Source organism: Oscillibacter sp., assembly GCF_040505565.1.
Lineage (GTDB): Bacteria > Bacillota > Clostridia > Oscillospirales > Oscillospiraceae > Oscillibacter.
In genome coordinates, this window is sequence record NZ_JBEUWZ010000013.1 from 130,226 (window position 1) to 151,613 (window position 21,388).

Sequence of the window (21,388 nt, forward strand, 5' to 3'; positions counted from 1 at the left end):
TCTCCTTCCCGCCGCACACTGCTTCGCATTTCCGTACGAGCCCGTGATACGGCTTATCTTTGTAAATTCTTTGTAAATAATGTTCCTTTCTATCCTGCCAAAACCGTCAAAATAAGTATTGACATTCTCGGGGTTGTCTTGTAGACTTACTTTTAAGCTGAATAGTTCTTTAAGTATTCTTTAAATACGTTTCATGTTAGCACAATGCTTTTCACGAGTCAATCGTGTAAAATAGAAATTTACTTAAAGGGAGAGGATCAAACAATGAAAGAAACTTGCAAACGCGCTCTCAGCCTGCTCATGGCGGTCATGATGACCACCCTTCTGCTTGCCAGTTGTGGCCAGCAAGCCCCCAGCAGCGGTACCGGTTCTTCCCCAGCATCATCTGGAAAGAATTCTAATTACAAAATTGCGATCATGTATACCGATGCGTCGCAGGGCGAAGAGCCGACCCGCGCCTTTGAGCAACTAAAAGCAGAATACGGTGATCAGGTTGTGGGTTCTTCCTTCCCCTCCGGCGAACAGGAAGTGCTGGTATCCACCGCCCTGGGGCTGGTTGCCGATCCAAATGTGGCTGCCCTTCTTATTTTTCAGGAGCCCGCTGGTGCCTCCGCCGCTGTCAAAGCCTGCCGGGATGTCCGCCCCGACGTGCTTTATATGGCGGCCGTCGTTGCCGAGGACCCGGATGTAGTGGACGAAGCCTTTGACGTTGTGGTGGATCCCGCTAAGATCCCCATGGGTGATTCCATTGTGAAACTGGCCAAGGAGATGGGCGCCACCACATTTGTGCATTATTCCTTCCCGCGTCACATGGCCATGGAGTCCCTTGCGCAGCGGCACGATGTCATGAAGAAAACCTGCGAGGAAGTCGGCATTGAGTTTGTCGACGCCACATCTCCCGATCCCCTGAGCGATGCCGGCGTCACCGGAACACAGCAGTTCATTCTGGAGGACATCCCCAAGAAAATTGCCCAGTACGGCAAGGACACTGCATTTTTCGGTACCAACACCGCCATGATGGACGTTATGGTCAAGGCCGTTGTGGACAATGGCGGCCTGTTGCCCTCCACCTGCGATCCAAGTCCCTTCCAGGGCTTTACCAGTGGCCTGAGCATCGAGATTCCGGAGGACAAGTCCAATGATCCGCAGTATGCTGTGGAGCAGATCCGCGCAAAACTGACCGAACTGGGCATGACCGGCCGTCTGGCCACGTGGCCCGTGTCTTCCTCCATGCTTTACTTCAACTCCATCTTTGAGTATGCCAAAGAGTGGGCTGAGGGCACGATCACCGAAAAGACCGACGTGGATGCGCTGACTAAGGTCTTTGACTCGGTCGCCGACAAGATGGCCGGTATGGACTGCAACGTTTATCTGAATCCCTGGGAAGCTGGTGGTAAAACCTATTCTCACCTGATGGGCTTCCAGATGGACTTTATCACTCTATAAGATCTTATCCGGCAACGGAGACGCCAAACCGCTTTGTGCGTTTCGGCGTCTCCGTTTTATCACCCTCAGCCCGCGGACAGCCAAGCCACTCAGAGGCCGATCCATGCGGATAATCATTTTTTGGGAGGCGTAAGAATGGAAACCAATGCTGTAATTCCCGTTCTGTCAATTCAGAACGTCGGAAAAGCATACGGTGAAAACTGGGTGCTATCCGATGTGTCGATTGATATAATGCCCGGAGAGATTCATGCTATTTGCGGTGAAAATGGCGCCGGAAAATCCACCCTAATGAACATTCTGTTCGGGATGTCCGTGATTTCCGACACCGGCGGATACGCAGGGAAAATCTTCATAAATGGGGAGGAGTGCAGGATTGCCTCTCCCGATCAGGCAATTGCAAAGGGAATCGGCATGGTCCATCAGGAATTCATGCTGATCCCGGGCTTCAGCGCCAGCGAGAACATCAAACTGAACCGTGAACCGCTGAATGCCAACATTGTCAGTAGATTTTTGGGCAGGAAGCTCAAAACGGTGGACTTTGCAAAAATCAACAGCAATTCCAAGGAGAGTCTGGACAAACTTGGCATCTGTATGGACGAAACGCAGATGGTTGACACGCTCCCCGTGGGATACATGCAGTTTGTGGAAATTGCGCGAGAAATTGACAAGGAAAATATGAAGGTTCTGATTTTAGACGAACCCACTGCCGTTCTCACGGAGTCCGAAGCAGAGATCGTCCTAAAAGTCGTAAAGCGCCTGTCTTCTATTGGAATCTCAGTCCTGCTTATCACGCATCGAATCAACGACATTATGGAGATCGCGGACAAGGTGACCATCCTCCGGGATGGCCGAAACGTCAAAACCATGCCCGTCTCGGAAACCTCCCCGGGGGAAATTGCGCAGCTGATGGTAGGGCGGGAGCTGGATCTGAACACGATTCAAAAACGTATTGTACCCATCGGCGAAGAGGTCGCTATGAGTCTCCGGAATTTCATTGTGCATATGCCCGGGGAAATGGTCCGCGGGATTGATCTGGATGTGCGCAGGGGCGAGATTCTGGGCATCGGCGGACTGGCCGGCCAAGGTAAGGTGGGCATTGCCAACGGCATCATGGGAATCTTTCCTACGGAGGGCGAGGCCATCGTATTCGGAAAGCCGCTAAAGCTGAACTCTTCCAAGGCGTCCATGAATGCAAAACTGGCATTTGTCTCGGAGGACAGGCGGCGAATGGGATTTGCGCCGGATCTGTCCATTGCGTTGAACATTGCCGCTCCCGCCATGTTTAACTACAACCAGTTTTTTCGCCGCATCCTGTTTTTTGAACAGATCGACGAAAAAGGAATTGACGCCGTTGCCCGACAGTATATCGAGGAATTTCAAATTAAGTGCACGGGGCCGCAGCAGCCCGTGGGAACGCTGTCCGGCGGCAATCAGCAAAAAGTCTGCATCGCCAGCGTGCTGATGCTTCGCCCGGATATCCTGCTGGTTTCGGAGCCCACCCGGGGAATCGACGTGGGCGCCAAGAACATGGTCCTTAATACCATCACGAAAATAAACCGTGAACTGGGCGTTACGGTCATTTTTACATCATCCGAGCTGGCAGAGCTGCGTCAAGTGTGCGACCGAATCGCCATCATTGCAGACGGTCAAATTTCCGACATTCTGCCGGCGGACGCAGACAGCGAAGTCATCGGCGTAGCCATGAGCGGGAAAAGGAGGTAATCCATGGATAACATCAGGCGAAAAATTCGTGAATTCGGAATGCCGCGTATCATCATTATCGCGTTTATCTTTGTCATTTTAATTGGCGCCATGTTGGAAGGCCAGGATATGGCCGCGCTGATCAGCGACTCTCTGGTTCGGGTAGGTCAGAACATGATCCTGGCTTTGGCCATGCTTCCGGCGATCCTGGTGGGTGCAGGACTGAACATGGGCCTTGCTATCGGAATTGTCTGTGGCCTTCTGGCAGGCCTTCTGAGCATCCAGTGGGGTCTGATGTCCTGGAGCGGCATCCTGATGGCGTGTCTCCTGGCCTTGGTCTTCGGCAGTATTGTCGGCGTCGGATACGGAAAACTGCTGAATTTGGTCAGAGGCTCTGAAATGTTGATCGGCAACTACTTGGGATCCTCTGTGGTATATCTGATGTGTATGTTCTGGTTTGCCGCGCCGTTCACCAACCCGACGATTATCTGGCCCATGGGCGGCACCGGAGTCCGGACCACCGTGCCGGTCAGCGAGTACTATGAAAAAGTGTTTAACCGATTCCTGGCATTTAAGATCGGTGGGGTAACCATCCCCACAGGCCTGTTCCTGTTTGTCTTTCTCATGTGCTTTCTGGTCTATTTGTTTACCAAAAGCAAAAGCGGCATCACGCTCCGCGTGGTGGGCAACAACCCCTCCTACGCCGCAATGTTCGGCGTCAATGTAAATCGGGCACGCCTGATTGGTATTGCTCTGTCCACCGCTCTGGGCTCTCTGGGCATTGTGGTATATGCCCAGAGTTACGGCTTCTATCAGACTTATGAAGGCCCCCTGACAATGGCGTTTACTCCTATGGCGGCCATTCTTTTGGGCGGTGCAACCATGCGGAGCGTCAAAATCCGTCATGTCATCATCGGTACATTCCTGATTCAGACGCTTTTGACCACGGCGCTCCCAGTCTCCAATCAGCTGTTTCCGGAAAGCAACCTTTCTGAGGTTTTCCGCATTATCATCTCCAACGGCATCATTTTATACGCACTCTCTCAGGCAGGAGGAAACGAGAAATGAGAAAGATTCAAAAATTTTTCGTCTCCAATGCTGTGCCGCTTCTATTTACAATCATCTGCATCATTGGAGTCTTTTTTTCCGGAACGCCGATCTCCACCATCCTCGCCGACCTGGTAAACCGGTTCGACCGAAACAGTCTGCTGGTTCTCTCGCTCATCATTCCGGTTACCTGCGGCATGGGCATGAACTTCGGCATCGTACTGGGCGCCATGTGCGGACAGCTGGGCCTGATCACCGTCACAATCCTAAAGATGTCAGGGATTTCCGCGATTCTGATGGCGGCCTTATTCGGTTCTCTGGCAGCCGTACTGTGCGGCTTTCTGTCTGGAAAAATTCTGAATCGGACAAAAGGCCAAGAGATGATCACCAGCATGATTGTCGGCTATTTTTCCAACGGCATCTATCAATTTATCTTTTTGTTTGCCATCGGCGGCATTATTAAGGTGAACTCCGACATCATTCTGACCGGCGGAGTCGGCATAAAAAACACCGTTGCTCTGGACAGCATGCAGTATGCACTTGACAATTTGAACATCTTCGGCCTGAATACCCGCGTCAATTTGTTTACCGGTGTTTTCTTCTTTGCGGCCTTTTTCTTAGTGGTTCTGTTGATTTCCTCGCTAATTCATAAGAACTGGACAAGGCGGCGACTGGCAGAACTCGTCATCTGCGCCGTACTGATGGCTGCCTCCCCGATTGCCGCCAAGGTCCCCCAGCTACTTGTGGCTAATCTTCTGATCCGAATTCCGATCCCCACGTTTCTTCTGGTGATACTCGTCTGCTACCTCATCCAGAAGTTCATGAAAACAAAACTGGGACAGGACATGCGCGCCGTGGGCCACGACCGGCAGGTCGCGGCTGCCGCCGGCATCAATGTAAATCGGGTCCGCATCATTTCTGTCATTATTTCCACCGTCATTGCCGCCTGGGGGCAAGTCATTTTTTACCAAAACCTAGGTACCATGGACGCCTATTACGGGCACGAAAAAGTCGGCACTTTCTGCGTGGCCGCGATCCTGATCGGCGGGGCTTCCGTCAAGAAAGCCACCATCGGGCAGGCTATCCTCGGCACGGTGCTGTTCCATCTGCTCTTCACAGTCAGTCCGCTGGCAGCGCAGCATATCTTTAATAACTCCATGGTGGGCGGCTATTTCCGGATGACGCTCTGTTATGCGGTCATTGCCGTTGCGCTGATGCTTCACGTCTGGGAGACCCGCGCCAAGGCGCGGGACCTACAGAGTCAGGTCAGCCAAGCCATCCGCTGATGGCTGAAAATTAAACCGCTATTATTTGAAAGAGGTGCTTTGTTTGAGTAATCCGCTCTCGCGTGTAACACCGCAGGAGGCCGGAATCAATCCGCAACGCCTGAAAGCATTGTATCAGTTCCTGATGGATCCAACCCTGGGCATTCACTCGTTTATGGTTCTCCGCCACGGAAAGGTCATCTCTGAGGCCTGGTGGGATCCCTACGCTCCGGAAAAGCCTCACACTTTGTTTTCGGCGAGCAAAACCTTTACCGGTCTGGCGGTCTGCTTCGCAGCCCAGGACGGTGCTCTTTCTCTGGAGGACCGGGTGGTATCCTGGTTCCCAGAGCAGCTCCCTGTCAAGGCCTGCACAAACATGGAGAAAATGACCATCCGCCATCTTCTCACCATGAGCGCAGGCTTTGCAAAGGACCCTCACGACTTTCCGTGGTCGCGCCCTGATGACATCCTGGCCACAGGACCGCACTGCTGCCATCAGGGCAAGGAGCTTCCCCAAATCGACTGGGTCCGCAATTTTTTCAACCACTATGTCGCCTATGAGCCCGGAACTGAATTTGTCTATTGCACGCACGGCACTTATATGCTGTCGGCCATTGTACAGCGAGCCGTAGGCAAAACCCTGTTTGAGTACCTGACAGAAAAGCTTTTTTCCCCGCTGGGAATTGAATCGGCCTCTTGGGAACTGGGCCCCGACGGATACAATGTGGGCGGCTGGGGCTTGATGCTGACCACGGAAGATCTGGCCAAGGTGGGGCAGTTCCTGCTCAACGGCGGCGTTTGGGACGGCATACAGCTCCTGTCCCGTCAATGGGTTCGGGAGGCTACCTCCGTACACGTCACCATGGACCATCTGGATGAGCCTCACATTGCTGGATACGGCTACCAGATTTGGGTTGACGAACGGGAGGGCTGCTTTTGCCTGCGGGGTGCGTTCGGGCAAATCTGCGCGGTGATTCCCGGCAAGGACATGGTCATCGTCTATACCGGCGGCAGCAACGCGCCGGAGAGGCGGGTTGTCTGGGAGAAAATCTGGGAGCTGCTGGTGGACTCCGTAGACCGGGACTCCCCCGCGGAGGGAGCGTTTGAGTTGACTCAGCTTACCCGCTCCATGCGCATTCCGACCGTCGTCGGCTCCCCTTCCTGGGAGACTCCCCAGGCCGCCCGGTGGTCCGGACGGTGCTACCAGCTCGGTGACAACCGGCTGAATTTTACATCCATCTCCATCAGGTTTTCAAACGCTCCGGATCGGCCGGACTTTCTGACGCTGGGCCTTCGGGAAAATTCGTTTACTGTACCCATAGGATACGGCTGCTGGTGTTCGGGTAAAACCTGTGTCCAGACTTCTGAAACAGACACGGATGTATCCGTGATCTTCGAAAGCGTCTCCTGCTCCGGTGCATGGAGAGAAAGCAGCTACTATATCCAGCTTTGTTTCGACGAAACAAGCTATATCAATACGATGGAACTGACCTTCTCCGACGGCGGCGTCATTCTCCGGCATAACCGGAACTGCACGTTCTTTTCCGCCATCAAGACGACGCTGACCGGAGTAGAAACTCCACTCAAATAACCCGGATGCCAGTCCGCTCCCGCCGGGATGCAGATCCTTTTATCGAGGACACGGCCCGCACGGAAATCAGCGGCATTCTGAGTATAGCAGCAGGACTCCCGGAGCATCTGCTCCGGGAGTCCTGCTGCTATACTTCAAACCGAAAACGATAAATATTGTTTGGACGGCCTTTGCCCTGCAAAAGATATTTTCCGGAAATTTCTGCATATCCCGCCTTCTCCAGGTTGGAAAGAATTTTATTTGCCATACGCAAAGAGACGTTCAGCTCTTGCTTGATCCAATTGGAATCAACCTCTCGGTACTGCCCACGCTGCAGGGCCAGCATCAGTTTAAAAACTGTGGTGGAAGAAAGATGTGCCTGACTGGCAATTTCATTAATCGTCGGCTCAAAAATTCCATCCCGCTCTCTCCGGGACACAGAGTCGGGCTCCATGTCCGTACGCAGTGCCTTGATCCGGCCGTCACTGCCAATCAGAAAGGTCTGCCCGGCGGAACATGCAGTGCTCCCAGCATATTTCACAGCCGTGGCGGCATTTTCCCGCGCGCACTGGATTGTGCTGCCAATACCATATCCAACGGCGGCCGAAATACCGGACTGCCGCTTTAAAAGGCCAGTCAACTCGCAGTATGTATTTTCACGGGTCAGATCATAGATGGTCTGTGCATCGGTAAATGCCTCAAAATTTCCGTCCACCGTTTCATTGAGCAGAAGCGATTTTGAACCAAGAGATGCATTGAAGCAATTGAGCGCGGTTTCAACCTTTTTGCGGTCCTTGTCTCCGACACCCTCGCCCAGATTGAAATAAATGCAGGCCACCTGGCTGTCCTTCAGAGATTTAAGTTCCATCTCCCGGCGCAGAGCCTCCACAATCCCGAAAATTTCCTCCGGTGTCAGACGTACATATATATGTCCAATTCCGTACTTCTGAAAAACCTCGGTTGCGATCATAGAGCGCGTCATAAAAAATTGGTACTCACGGGAACGGATGGCCCGCACATGGCGTTCAATCATCTCCTGCTCGTACGAGATGACCTCCTCCGGACTCATACGGTTGATTACGGCCCGTTCCTCGCGCATCAGCGCCCCCAGCCGATTCGCCTCAATGATATCCGGCAGATCATGCTCCCGTGTCATCAGATCTAGCCGGACCTTACTTAGATCCAAATTCGGGCAGTGGATCGTCTGCAGTAAAATCATCCGGTAATAATTCTCCACCGTCGCACTGAAGTACCGGTGCGGAAGAGCCACGCCCTCTCCGTAATATCCGATAAACCGGTCGGAGAGTGTCCCGCTGGTCAAAATGCCATCATAGGAATTCTTGATCTGAAGGAATTTCTCTTTCAGGTCATCCAACCTGTCAATCCGAAAATAGTCAAACTGACAGCCAAGATATTTGTCCCCAATGATCTGCTTTACTCGTTCTGCATCGGAACGCAAAAGCATGGCAACACGAAAGTTTTGAGTTCCTGATACCATTGTATTCTCCGTCCTGTTCTCCTGAAATTTTGTCTGCCGCCAAGTCATGAGTTTCGCAGTCAAAAATACAAACCATAAATCTTCCGTGGTAACCGGCGTTCCGGACCGCCTTTGCAGTTGCGCCGAATCCGGGAGCTTATTTGCAAAGCTTTGCTTCGTTTCTACTAAACCCTTGCTCAATTTCAAGAAAGCTCCACGCGGCAGGGCGAAAAGAAGAGTTGGGATGCAATCAGCTCTATTGCAAATCGTTCTCCAGCAGGAGAGCTGTCCGCTCTGCCCATATTCGGCCAAAAGGCCATACAGAGTCACTCTCGGTGGGCGCATATCTCAATTTGTCAATTCACCACAAGTAAGCATTGTATCTTTCCAAAACACCTGCTATTCGGTGGAATTTCCAACGTCCGGCTTGAATAAACTCTTATTTTTCAGCGCTCCATCAACGCAATCGCAATAATGGCAACTTTCTTCATGAAAGTGCATTTCTCTTCTTATTATTCTACCTCGAAAAAGAATATCCGTCAAATAAAAAGAGGCCTTAATGTTATAATTGGTTAACGATAAGTTATGTGCTCAAGATCTTGCGTGACATCATCACAGGTCATATAGTCGCCTCTCTCCTCTATAAAAAGTGATTGGCTATGAATGCCAGTTTTTCACTGAAAACACTCAAAGCCAATCACAAAGATTAAAACTTTTTATAGATCAAATGGTGGGAAAAAGCTAAATACAATTGAAAATTAGAGTAAACATCATTCAAACTCGATGGTGATATTTTGGTTTCTACCACATCATGTAGTTCCTGATGTTACCTATCATCTAAATGTGCTCTATTATATCCGTTTACTGAATCTTTTGTGGTCAAAGAGTGGTCAGAGAATGGACACTGCACGACAAGCAAAGATACTAAAATTCGTCGTGTAAAATTGACTATTTGACAAACTTATTTTAACACAAAGATGATATTCACAAGGATAAGCAATCAATTTGGATAGTGCTCAGAAGAACCATATCATCGCAGTCTAAGACTGGCATATTTTCAGCAAATTCAAATCCGCGTGGACATAAAGGGTAACTAAATCAGCGTATAAAGAATCGGTTTTTATGCGCTGCCTTTTTGACAATACTCTTAGGGATGTAACTCCCTTCTTCAAACGCGGGGTTCTCCTGTTTTCAGTTAGCCCCAACGCTCTTCGATGCCGACTGCCTGAATTTCACCATGCCAGTCCGATCCAAAGCAACCATTATGGCGGGGATAAACACGAGCTGTAGTACGATACCGGGAATGGCGTTCAGAAACGCGCCCGCAAAAAACATCTGCCAGGTGAACGCATTTCCGGAAAGCCCCAGCAGAATGATTTCTGCCACACCCCATACGATACGACCTGCAACCATCGCGGCGATCAGGCTGCGGTAAAGCGCCACGATGCACTGCCAGTGAGAGTGCGCATACAAGAGTCCCGCCAGCAGGCCATAGGTCGCCAACTCAGCCGCCATAGCAATGCCGGTGGGGAAAATCGGCGGCATGCCGAACAGCGCAAAGCGCAGCAGCGGCAAGATAAAGCCAACTGCTGCTCCGTACTGCCATCCGCAGATCAAACCGCAGAGCAGAACTGGCAAATGCATGGGCAGCAGCATACTGCCAACTTGGGGAAGCTGTCCCGTAAGGAACGGAAGGACAATGCCAAGGGCTAAGAGCAGGGCTGCAAGAGTCAGGTTTTTAATCTTTGCATTCATTTGAAATTTCTCCTTATCAAAAGCTTTTTGTGTGGCACTTCTGTGCCATTTCGCCTTCCTGGCTTTTTTACGGAGTGCAGAGTTGATCCGCCGCCTTCATGGCGGTGGCAATTGTTTATTTAAGCCTAAAAGAAATCGCTGGTATCAAGCGCGACCGTACTGCCGTGCTCAATGTCAAAAGCTCTGAGATATCGCTCTTCCATGGGGATCCAATGGGTCTGGAACGCAGTGAAATAGGTATCTTCTCGTGTTCGCAGGCGTCGAATCTGTTCGTCTTTGGAGCAGGTCAAAAAAATCCTCAGATCATAATGTGAGGAAAGCATCGGATGCTGAGAATAGCTGCCCTCGATTATGGTCAACGGTTTTGTAAAGAGCAGGGCCGCTTCTTTATAACCGCCTGCTTGGCAGTCGAACGGGCAGTATCTTACAGTACTTCCATTCAAGGTGGGCAAAAGCACTTCCCGCAAAAAGCGCTCAAAATCCATGTTGCCCGCGGGGATATCTATCCAACCGGACGAGCGCTGTTCCATAGGGAGATAGAAGTCGTCCATATGAAAGACGTTGCAGGAAAAGAGTTCCGCGATCAAGGCGGCCAACATTGATTTGCCGCTGCCACAGCGGCCGTCAATGGCAACCAAAATCGGTTTACCCAACTGCATCAACTCCCTGACAGCCAAAAGCGCTGGGAAGTAATTCGCATAATCCACTTTTATTACCCGATAATGGGGGCGATAGGCCTTGCGAAACGTCTCGCTGTGATGAACCGACGGACAGCCTCGCTTTTGATAAGCGGACAGCCACTCATCCATCCCGATGACACGCAAGGATTCAAGTGCTTTCAACCGCTCTTGCAGTCCTGACTGCGTACCGACCTGTTTCTGCGTCGTGCGCGTGAAAAGCTCGGCCAGCAGCGGTGCAGCCTCATTTGGGTCATACTCGTTCGTCAAGTGAAAGCGGCAAAGACCGTTTCCAATATACTCCGGGGCTTGTGAGAAGCCGCCAGCGGCAGTTTTCCATTCCTCCAGAAGATCGGGCAGAACCCGCTTGGGGTCTTCTATCATATGTCCGGGGCCGAACTCGCTCTGATAGGCCAACTTTGTATAATCCTGCGGCTGCATGAGAGGATATCGTTCGGAATGCAGGCGAAGTATTTTCTCAAATTTCATACTTATGCCTTCAGAACTTTCAGCGTCTGCTCAACTGCTGAACGCAGATATTCCTCCAGTCGACAGTCTTTCGTCCCCGCCACATAGACGTTGCAGGCGTTAGACGGGATCAGAATTTTAACCGCGTCGGAGCCAGAGATTGCTGCTGCCATAGCCGCCGGTATCTCACCCAGAATACCGTTGGCCAAGATAATACCGATGGGTCCAAGAATCACATCCGCCCGCCTTGCTTGGTAGATTGCGGCGTTTTCTCCGGTGGCCCCCTTCGGACAACCTGCCTTCAGCATGGCGCTGGTCGCAAGCACGTTGGTGCCGACACATAACAGTTCACAATCTTGTGGAAGTTCTTGAAGCAACAATCGGATAAGTTGCGCGCCCATACCGCCGCCCTGCCCGTCAAGTACCAAAATACGTCTCGATTCAACTTGTTTACTCATCGTTGCTCACCAAATTGTATGCACAATTTCCAAATCGGATTTCTGCGGCATGTAACAATACAACGGTCAGAAGGACCGCAAGTCTACGCTTTTTAATGATTTTACCTCCATAATATGAGCGCTGTCTATGAATGTGGTCGACGGTCCTCTGCGAGTATTCTGTAGATAAACCTCTGCTGAGTTCTGAACTTGAAGAATTGAAAGAAGATAGCTTGTCCATGCACCCACTGACCGCATCCAGACATCGCCTAATCTTTGAATGTCGATTCCTGAATGTACCATGATTGGATTTCTCTATGCCGATCCCCTCCCATGGTTTTTATTATTGTACCATACAAATGCCAAAGATGCAGTAAAATAACTATTTTCACTTTGCTTTCATGTCTTCGGGCATCGCTCTTAACTGAATCCCTAATTGCCCCTTTACTTGCTCCGCGGTTACAATTTAGTTAATCAGCTCCGTGCATCGCGGCCTATATTTCCGATGAGCGAAACAAGATCCCACTAACAAATTAGACCGGAATGCAGAATCTAGATGGGGTCAACCATTTGAATTCTGCATTCCGGCGCCTGTGTTGAGGGGAAAGCTTCAGCGCATGGCGATGGTGACTTCGCTTTCCGCGGCAAGATCCCCGGCGGTATAGACGGTGCATTTGCAAGTGGCAATGGCCTTTTCGGGCCGCTCACTGAGAATTTCTGCGTAAATTTCCAACGTATCGCCGGGAAGAATCTTTTTGCGGAATTTCACATTGTTGATGCCAAGGAACAGCGGCACTTTGCCGGCATAGTCAGGCTTGGTCATCAACACCAGATCGGTGGCCTGTGCGGTGGCTTCCACGGTATATACGCCAGGCAGCACGGGGTCGCCGGGAAAGTGGCCTTTGAAAATCTCCCGGGCCGGATCGACGTAGAGGCTGGCCGCAATATGCTCCCCGGGGACGAGTTCAGAGACTTCGTCAATCAGCAGCATGGGGTCCCTGTGAGGAATGATCTCCATGACCTGCTGGTGGTTGAGTTTCAGTGCTTGTGCCATTGGATTGCCTCCTCAGTCATTGTCCGCGCGGCGCTTGTAGCTCTCCAGCCGGTCGCTCGCATCACGGATGGTTTTGGCGTAAAGCCGCTCGGCACGTTCGGGGAAAGAATCTTCCAGAGCGGCGTAGCGGCGCTCGGACTTGAGATAGGCCGTCAGGTCGCCGGTGGGGTCCTTGGATTCCAAAATAAAGGGATTCTTGCCCTCGGCCTTCAGGCGGGGATCGTAGCGGTACAGGTGCCAGTAGCCGCACTCCACGGCGCGCTTTTGCTCCAGCTGACTGTTGCCCATGCCGCCCTTAATACCGTGCTCCAGGCAGGGGCAGTAGGCGATGACGATGGACGGACCGGGATAGGCCTCAGCCTCGCGGATAGCGCGCAGTGTCTGGGCGGGATCGGCGCCCATGGAGACCTGCGCTACATAGATGTAGCCATAGCTCATCAGGATGCTGCCCAGATCTTTTTTGCGCACTTCCTTACCGCCGGCGGCAAACTTTGCGATGGCCGCAGTGGGTGTGGCCTTGGAGGACTGTCCCCCGGTGTTGGAGTACACCTCGGTGTCCATGACGAGAATGTTAATGTCGCGGTTCTGAGCCAGCACGTGATCCACGCCGCCGAAACCGATATCATAGGCCCAGCCGTCGCCGCCAAAGCACCAAATGGACTTTTTTGTCAGGAATTCCTTATTGTCCAGAATGAACTTGACAGCTTTGGTTGCTTCCTGGTCGGAAGTGTTGACCTGTTCCAGGGCGGCAATCAGGGCGTCGGACACGGCGCGGGTCATTTCGGACTCTCCCTTGTCCCGCAGATAGGCTGCGCAGGTATCCTTGGCCACGCCTGCGTCCATCAGAGTCTGGATGCGCAGCAGGATCTCCTTGTTGATGACCTCGTGGGCATTGAGGAAGCCAAAGCCAAACTCGGCGTTGTCCTCGAACAGCGACTGCTCCCAGGAGGGGCCGAAGCCGCGTTCATCCTTGCAGTAGGGTGTGGCGGGCAGGGGGCCGCCGTAAGCCGAAGAGCAGCCGGAGGCATTGGCGATGTACATCCGGTCGCCGAACAGCTGAGTCACCAGCTTGATGTAGGGTGTCTCAGCGCAGCCTGCGCAGGCTGCGGAGAATTCGAAATAGGGCTTGGAGAACTGGCTGGCCTTCACATTCTTGACAGAGAAGGCATCCTTTTTGATGGGAGTCTGCTCCACACCGAAGGTCCAGTTATCCTGCTCGGCAATCTGAGATTCGAAAGGCACCATGGTCAGGGCGTTATCCTTGGCCAGGCAAACGTTGGCGCAGGAGCCGCAGCCCATGCAGTCATAAGGAGAGACCTGCATGCGGTACTGATACTGGGACAGGCCCTTGGCCGCAACCGTGTGAAACCCGGCGGGCTTATTGGCCGCTTCTTCTGCGTTGAGCAGTACGGGACGGATGGCTGCGTGAGGACATGCAAAGGCGCACTGGTTGCACTGAATACACTTGTCCGCGTCCCACTGGGGAACCATGACAGCCACGCCGCGCTTTTCGTACTGAGTGGTGCCGTTTTGCCAAGTGCCGTCCAGGCAGTTGTACTTCTTAAAGGTGGAGACGGGAATTTTATCGCCCTCCTGGCGGTTCATGGGGACGACGATATCCTTGATGAAGCCGGGGATGTTTTTCTCGGCGGCGACATCGTCGGCCGCATGGGCCCAATCCACGGGAATCTCAAACTTCCGCACACCGGTGATGCCGCGGTCCACGGCGGTATAGTTCAGGCTGGTGACCTTCTCACCGGCCTTTTTGAAGTAGTTCTTATAGATGCCGTCTTTCATTTCCTTAACTGCCAGGTCCAGAGGAATAATGTTGGTCAGCTTGAAAAAGGCCGCCTGAAGCACGGTGTTGGTGCGGTTGCCAAGACCGATTTCCCGGGCGATGTCCGTGGCGTCGATGATGTACATCTTCGTGTGCTTTTTCGCCAGATCGCGCTTCATCTTGCCGGGGATATGAGAGGGCAGATCGGCGTCGCTCCAGCCGCAGTTGAGCAGGAAGGTGCCGCCGTCCTTCAGATCTGCGGTGACGTCGTACTGCCCCAGATAGGCCGGCTCGTGCAGGGCTACAAAATCTGCGGAGTTCACCAAGTATGGGGAGCGGATGGGAATTTTCCCAAACCGCAGGTGGGACTGGGTCAAACCGCCGGACTTCTTGGAATCATAGGAAAAATAGGCCTGGGCATACAGGCCGGCCGCCAAACCGATGGTGGTAATCGTGTTTTTGTTGGCGCCCACCGTGCCGTCGCCGCCGATACCCCAGATTTTGCAGGAGGTCTCACCCTCTTTGAAAATGGAGACCTCTTCATAGGGCAGGGAAGTGAAGGTCACATCGTCCACAATTCCAATGGTGAAATCGTTCTTGGGTGTCTCCTGAGACAGATTGTTGTACACGGCCACGATCTGACCCGGAGTGGTGTCCTTGGAAGCCAGACCGTAGCGACCGCCGACCACCGTGATTTCCGGGCGGAAACGGTGCATGACGCTCTCAACGTCCTGATAGAGAGGCTCACCCATGCCGCCGGGTTCTTTGGTCCGATCCAGAACCGCGACTTTTTTCACAGTATCGGGCAGGACCGACAGAAAGTGCTCGGCGGAGAAGGGACGGTATAGGTGCACCTGAATCATGCCTACCTTGCGCCCGCTGGCGTTGAGGTAGTCCACCGTCTCCTTTACGGTCTCGGCAGAGGAACCCATGAGGATGACGCATTCTGTGGCGTCGGGCGCGCCGTAGTAGTTGAACAGCTTATAGTCCCGGCCAGTGAGTTTGTTGATCTCATCCATATAGCTCTGGACAATGCCGGGCAGGGTGGCGTAGTGTTCGTTGCAGCCCTCGCGGCACTGGAAGAAGATGTCGGGGTTGACGGTGGTGCCGCGGGTAGAGGGATGTTCGGGGTTCAATCCGTTTTTGCGGAAAGCCGACAACTGGTCAAAGTCCACCAGCTTTTCCAGATCGTCATAGTCCAGAGCGTCGATCTTCTGCATCTCATGGGAAGTGCGGAAACCGTCAAAGAAGTGCAGGAAGGGATGGCGCGCCTTGATGGCGGACAGGTGCGCCACGGCACCCAGATCCATCGCCTCCTGAGGAGAGGAGGAGGCCAGCATGCCGAAGCCGATCATGCGGCAGCCCATCACATCGGAATGGTCGCCGAAAATGGATAGGCCATGGACCGAGATGGTACGGGAGGAGACATGGAACACGCCGGGCAGGAACTCACCGGCGATTTTATACATCGGAGGGATCATCAGCAGCAGACCCTGGGACGCTGTATAGGTGGTGGTCAGGGCACCGGCCTGCAAAGAGCCGTGGCAGGTGCCGGCGGCGCCTGCCTCGGACTGCATCTGAATGACTTTGACAGGTTCACCGAAAATGTTTTTCTTTCCATTAGCTGCCCAAGCGTCCACTTTTTCCGCCATGGTGGAGGAAGGCGTGATCGGGAAAATACTGGCGACCTCCGTAAAGGCATAGGATACGTACGCCGCAGCGGTATTGCCGTCCATGACAACACTTTTCTTACTCATAGTTTGGTTCCTTTCTTTCTCAAATTGGAAAATCAATGACTTTGCGTGGTGCTCGGGAATAAGAATTTTGCCATGCTCAATTGTGAATATTCCACACAGCGGAAACTATTTCCGAAAATAGAGCAAAAAAATATTCACAAATGAAAACATTTATGTTACAGTAAATAATAAATGCTTGTGCAGTTTTTGTCAAGCGCATGACAAACAAAAATCGAGGCTTCGGTAGTATGTGTGGGTAAAAATAGAGCATATGAGTCTTGCTCATAAAGGGGCATTAGCCCCTCTTGGTTACCGCATAGCATGGGATTCTAAGGATGCCACAAGCAAGGCGAAGCCGGTTCCTTGACTGGCTTTGAATCTCATGCTAAACACGTGCTTTTTCACTGTGGGTTTTATTTCCATGCAAACTTTTGCGACATCTAGCCTGAACGCCATTTTGCTACCCACACAAACTATGGACGAGCCCAAAAAGCAGAGGAGAATTCTGCGCGAAAGGTTGAAAATATATGGCAAAAGAACAAGTTTCCAGTATTATGCGGGCACTGCAAATTCTAGAGTGCTTTATGGATTCCGGAACTGAGTGGACGCTCAAGGCTCTGGTGGAGCGGCTGGACCTTCCCACAACCACGGTGTTCAGGCAGATTTCCACCTTGGTAGAGCGGCAGTATCTGGAGCAAGATCCCATTCGAAAGAGCTATCGGGTCGGTCCGCGGCTGTATCTGCTCTCCAGCGCAATTCTGGGACACTCCGATATTCGAAGCCTGGCCCGACCGGAGATGGAGCGGCTGAGCGACGTGGTGCAAGAGACCGTCAATCTTAGCGCATTGCTGGAGCATGACATTTTCTATTTGGATAAGGTGGAGACCCATCGTTCCGTGGTGTGCAATACCCGGGTGGGGAGCCGCGCGCCGGCTTACGCCACCAGTGGCGGCAAGGCCATGCTGGCCTTTCAGTCGGAGGAATATGTGGACGAGTACTGCCAATGGATGCTGGATCAAAAGCCTATGACGGACTCCACCCTCACCGATCCGGAGCAGCTGCGGGACGAGCTGGTCAAGACCCGCTTGAACGGTTATGCCATGGACAACGGCGAGATCGAGACGGGGCTGATCTGCATTGGTGCACCAATTTTCGATATGACCTGCCGTGCCCGGGCAGCGGTCAGCATTGCTGGGCCCAGCTATCGAATGCAGGCGGATCAGGCGTTTATCACCCGTGAGATAAAAAAATCCGCGGAGCAAATCTCTGAACTGCTGGGGTACCGAAAGTAAAGAGACGTTCTATTAATTTTTATTAAAAGATAGTGCAATTAAAGGGCTTGAACCCGCACAAGGAAAGGAAACAGTATGAACAGCAAAGAGTATCTCAACAGAGTCTTTGGATTGGACGGGAAGACCATCCTGGTGTCCGGCGCGGCCGGCGGCATCGGATCGGCCATCAGCGAGGGGCTGGCCTATGCCGGCGCAGAGGTGGCGCTGTGCGGCCGCTCTGTGGAAAAGAGCCAAGCATTGGCTGACCAGATCATCGCCAACGGCGGCAAAGCCTCCGTCCACCGTTTGGACGTGACGGACGTCGCCGGTATCCATACCTGCGTGGACGAGGTGGCAGCTCGGTACGGGAAAATTGACGTGCTGTTCAATGTGGCGGGCATAAATAAACGGGAGGGCGTTCTGGACGTGACCGAGGAGACCTATGACCGGATCATGAATACCAACCTCAAAGGCGTATTTATGCTCAGCCAGGCCGTAGCCCGGGAGATGTACAAGCGCAGAAGCGGTAACATCGTCAATATCGGGTCCCACAACGACGAGGGGATGCTTGGCGGCTGCTCCGTCTACGGGGCTGCGAAAAGCGGCGTGGTGGCGCTGACCCGCTCCATGGCCGTGGAATTTGCCCAGTATGGAATCCGGGCCAACACCATTAGTCCGGGACACATTCTTACCGAGCTCACTCAGGTGACCTGGGATCATCCCACCCGCGCCCCTTGGCTGCTGGAGCGGATCGCCATGCGTCGCCCCGGGATGCCGGAGGAGCTGGTGGGAATGGCAATTATGCTGGCTTCCGACGCATCCGCCTATATGACCGGGCAAGCCTACCACGTGGACGGTGGCTGCCTGTGCGGCGGCGCTCCATGGGAGTATGATACCCAGTATTGAGCAGGGCTACGGAAGAATAATTACGCGGAAGATCAAATCCCACCTTCCGGTAATATAAGAAATAAGAGGGCCGACATTCTTCAGGAATGTTGGCCCTCTTTATTACTCACATATAATACCGTCAAATTTTAATATTCATTCGGGTGAGATATCCAGCGACGAATAGGCTGTTTTGCGAAGAACATACTTGGTATTTAGGTGGTCATCTTCGGGTGACTGCCATTAAAAACTATAAAGGGTACACCTAAAACTAAAAATGGACTTATGCTAAAGAAAGCTTCCGGGATTTGGCTAGCTGTTCTATTTCCTTTCTTGCATTCAACAGGCATGCGCGGACAATTTGTTCTTTTTCATCTGAGTAACGAAACAAAGGAACCGTGACACTCAGAGCTGCAAATACGATTCCTTGAGAATAGAGCGGGACAGCCAAGCAACTCAACTGGGAAGTAGACTCCTCTTTTTCCCAAGCAATACCTTTGCTTCGAATATCGTTCAGCTGCGATAAAAGCTGATGCATATCCACTATGGTATGCTCTGTCAATCTAGGGAGCCCGCTTGGATAGAGTGCTTTGACAGCTTCGTCACTCAGCCCACTAAGCAATGCCTTGCCAATGGCAGTGGAGTTGGCAGGCAACTTAGTCCCAACATGAGAAATCATACGGATTTTTTGGGGAGAATCCACTTTTTGAATGTAAAAGACATTCCCCTCGTCCAAAATACCCAATTGACAAGTTTCTTCACAAACATCCACTATCGAGTGCATGATTTTAGATACCAATTTTATTCCGCCGTCATCTTGAAAACCGGCATTCAAAAGACAGGTGCGAATACCGATACTGTACTTGCCGGATTGCCTGTCTTTTTGTATATACTTACGTTCCTCAAGTGTATGAATAATGGGGAACAGGCTGCTTTTGGGTGCCCCCAGAGTCGTGGCTAATTCTGTAAACGTAAATCCTTCTCCATCGGGTGAAAATGCAAGCTCTTCCAAAATGTCTAAAACACGAGCGGTCGATCGGTGCTGATCCTGTAGCATGGTTAAAACCTCTTTTAATTTAATGAAATCATCATAGCAAAGTTCTTTACCTTTTGCAAGCACGTGCGATAACTCATATTTATATATATGCTTAAAAAGGACAAGTGTTTTTTCTCACAAAAAATTCATTTAATTTTATTCAGTTGAACAAAAATAAACAATTGATCCGGCACTCATTGACAAAACGAAAAAATGGGATAATAATTTGTGTAGTTCCTAATTAAGCTGCTAGTTCTTAAATAGGAACAATAGAGACGGTGGGAAACCACCTATTCGAAGTTCAGAAAAATTTTTTCAGGTATGATGGTCATCCTCATGCAACTTGAACAAACATAAACACTCTGTCCCCAAATTGTCTATCGGCGTTAACGCCTTACAACTTGAGTGACTTTTACAATTAATAGTCTGATGATCAGCTGTATTTTTGCTGCGAAGCAGTCTAGCAAAGTGAACGGCGGCTTATGTAGGAGGAAAAAGCGATATGAAAACAATTACCAATCTCATTGAGAACGTACCGATTCCGCGGATGGTGAGGGTTCGGGAAAATTTTGACAGAACCTGTATCCATGAGATTCCCGCGACCATTCTCAGGGAACTCGACCGCGAGGAGTTGGGCGGCAGAATCCTTCCGGGTATGAAAATTGCGATTACCTGCGGCAGCCGCGGCATCAACCACAACGCCCTGATGGCCCGCGCTATGGTGGATTTTGTAAAATCAAGAGGTGCAGAGCCGTTTATCGTGGCAGCCATGGGCAGCCACGGCGGCGCTACCGCCGAGGGTCAGCTGCAGATTTTGAAGGATTACGGCGTCACGGAAGAGGCGATGGGCTGCCCCGTGAAAAGCTGCATGGACACCGTGGAGATCGGTGTCACAGAAAAACGTCACCAGCATGTGCGGATTGACAAGAACGCCGCTGAGGCCGACGGAATTCTCCTCTTCAACCGCATCAAGCCCCACACCTCCTTCCGCGGCCCCTACGAAAGCGGCCTGATGAAAATGATGGCCATCGGTCTTGGCAAGCAGGTGGGCGCCAACGCCCTGCATTCCCAAAGCCCCGCCATTATGCACGAGCTGGTGGAGGAATACGGCAGAACAATTCTCAAAAACGCCCCGGTTTTGGGCGGGATCGCCGTCGTTGAAAACGCCTATGACGAGACGTATCTTATCCGGGGACTCACCCCGCAGGAGATCATCGACGAAGAACCTAAGCTCAAGGAGCTTTCCTATAAGACCATTGCACATTTGTTATTTGATAAGTGCGATGTGTTAGTGGTGGATCAGATCGGCAAAAACATCAGCGGCGACGGGATGGATCCCAATATCTCCGGTCGCTTTGTTCTGCCCCAGTTCTGCTCCGGGGGAATCGCGGCGGAAAAAGTCGTCATTTTGGACCTGACCGACGAGACCCACGGTAACGCCCAGGGCATCGGCCTGGCCGAGGTCACCACCCGGCGTCTTTTCAACAAGATGAACCTGGAGATGACCTATCCCACCGGCGTGACCAATACGTTTTTGCACCTGATGAAGATTCCCATGATTATGGACAACGACCGCGAGGCCATGCAGCTTGCTCTTTGCTGCTGCCCGGAGGCGGAGGATCAGCAGAACCTGAAGATGATCCGTATTCGCAACACTGCCCATATTGACGAGATCGAGATTTCCGAGGCCTTGCTGCCGCTGGCAAAGGCCAACCCCAATATTGAAATTCTGTCTGAGCCCTACGATTTGAAGTTTGACAGAGAAGGCAATTTGTTTTAAGGAGGG

Annotated in this window: 15 protein-coding genes; 8 read left to right on the forward strand and 7 right to left on the reverse strand. The window is 52.0% G+C overall.

The window, feature by feature from the left end:
- Window positions 1–264: 264 nt before the first annotated feature.
- The 5 genes from ABWQ15_RS07385 to ABWQ15_RS07405 all read left to right on the forward strand — a co-directional run bounded on the left by ABWQ15_RS07385 (window position 265) and on the right by ABWQ15_RS07405 (window position 7,050).
- Complete coding sequence (locus ABWQ15_RS07385) at window positions 265–1,446, forward strand: DUF3798 domain-containing protein (protein ID WP_353908117.1); 1,182 nt, start codon at window positions 265–267, stop codon at window positions 1,444–1,446.
- A 135-nt stretch (window positions 1,447–1,581) separates the two neighbouring features.
- On the forward strand, window positions 1,582–3,168 hold the full coding sequence (locus tag ABWQ15_RS07390; protein ID WP_353908118.1) for a sugar ABC transporter ATP-binding protein: 1,587 nt from the start codon (window positions 1,582–1,584) through the stop codon (window positions 3,166–3,168).
- A gap of 3 nt (window positions 3,169–3,171) precedes the next feature.
- Window positions 3,172–4,215: an ABC transporter permease subunit gene (locus tag ABWQ15_RS07395; protein WP_353908119.1), complete on the forward strand. Its 1,044-nt coding sequence runs from the start codon at window positions 3,172–3,174 to the stop codon at window positions 4,213–4,215.
- Entirely contained in the window at window positions 4,212–5,480 is a 1,269-nt protein-coding gene (locus tag ABWQ15_RS07400; RefSeq protein WP_353908120.1) for an ABC transporter permease subunit, read from the forward strand. Before ABWQ15_RS07395 ends, ABWQ15_RS07400 begins: the two co-directional genes overlap by 4 nt.
- A 43-nt stretch (window positions 5,481–5,523) precedes the next feature.
- Complete coding sequence (locus tag ABWQ15_RS07405; RefSeq protein WP_353908121.1) at window positions 5,524–7,050, forward strand: serine hydrolase domain-containing protein; 1,527 nt, start codon at window positions 5,524–5,526, stop codon at window positions 7,048–7,050.
- A 127-nt stretch (window positions 7,051–7,177) separates the two neighbouring features.
- Here the strand turns inward: ABWQ15_RS07405 and ABWQ15_RS07410 are convergent, their stop codons facing one another.
- From ABWQ15_RS07410 to nifJ, 6 genes are all read right to left on the reverse strand, one after another.
- Entirely contained in the window at window positions 7,178–8,527 is a 1,350-nt protein-coding gene (locus tag ABWQ15_RS07410) for a hypothetical protein (RefSeq protein ID WP_353908122.1), read from the reverse strand.
- 1,170 nt (window positions 8,528–9,697) lie between these two features.
- Window positions 9,698–10,261, reverse strand: coding sequence for an ECF transporter S component (locus ABWQ15_RS07415; protein ID WP_353908123.1), 564 nt, complete (start codon window positions 10,259–10,261; stop codon window positions 9,698–9,700).
- 125 nt (window positions 10,262–10,386) lie between these two features.
- The gene (locus ABWQ15_RS07420) at window positions 10,387–11,427 is read right to left on the reverse strand and encodes a uridine kinase family protein (RefSeq protein ID WP_353908124.1); all 1,041 of its coding nucleotides are present in this window, start codon (window positions 11,425–11,427) and stop codon (window positions 10,387–10,389) included.
- 2 nt (window positions 11,428–11,429) lie between these two features.
- The gene (locus ABWQ15_RS07425; RefSeq protein ID WP_353908125.1) at window positions 11,430–11,864 is read right to left on the reverse strand and encodes a DUF3842 family protein; all 435 of its coding nucleotides are present in this window, start codon (window positions 11,862–11,864) and stop codon (window positions 11,430–11,432) included.
- 589 nt (window positions 11,865–12,453) lie between these two features.
- Window positions 12,454–12,897, reverse strand: coding sequence for a 3-hydroxyacyl-ACP dehydratase FabZ (gene fabZ / locus ABWQ15_RS07430; protein ID WP_353908126.1), 444 nt, complete (start codon window positions 12,895–12,897; stop codon window positions 12,454–12,456).
- Between the two features lie 12 nt (window positions 12,898–12,909).
- A complete protein-coding gene (nifJ, locus tag ABWQ15_RS07435) occupies window positions 12,910–16,431 on the reverse strand; it encodes a pyruvate:ferredoxin (flavodoxin) oxidoreductase (RefSeq protein ID WP_353908127.1) in 3,522 nt (1,173 codons plus the stop codon).
- Window positions 16,432–16,937: 506 nt separating this feature from the next.
- Between nifJ and ABWQ15_RS07440 the strand changes: the two genes are divergently transcribed.
- Window positions 16,938–17,702, forward strand: a complete 765-nt coding sequence (locus ABWQ15_RS07440; RefSeq protein WP_353908128.1) for an IclR family transcriptional regulator — start codon at window positions 16,938–16,940, stop codon at window positions 17,700–17,702.
- A gap of 75 nt (window positions 17,703–17,777) precedes the next feature.
- Entirely contained in the window at window positions 17,778–18,587 is an 810-nt protein-coding gene (locus ABWQ15_RS07445) for an SDR family NAD(P)-dependent oxidoreductase (RefSeq protein WP_353908129.1), read from the forward strand.
- Between the two features lie 262 nt (window positions 18,588–18,849).
- On the opposite strand, the gene ABWQ15_RS07450 is transcribed toward ABWQ15_RS07445, so the two are convergent.
- Window positions 18,850–19,686, reverse strand: coding sequence for an IclR family transcriptional regulator (locus ABWQ15_RS07450; protein ID WP_353908130.1), 837 nt, complete (start codon window positions 19,684–19,686; stop codon window positions 18,850–18,852).
- Between the two features lie 418 nt (window positions 19,687–20,104).
- On the opposite strand from ABWQ15_RS07450, the gene ABWQ15_RS07455 reads away from it, so the two are divergent.
- A complete protein-coding gene (locus tag ABWQ15_RS07455) occupies window positions 20,105–21,382 on the forward strand; it encodes a nickel pincer cofactor-dependent isomerase, group 22 (RefSeq protein WP_353908131.1) in 1,278 nt (425 codons plus the stop codon).
- Window positions 21,383–21,388: the final 6 nt, after the last annotated feature.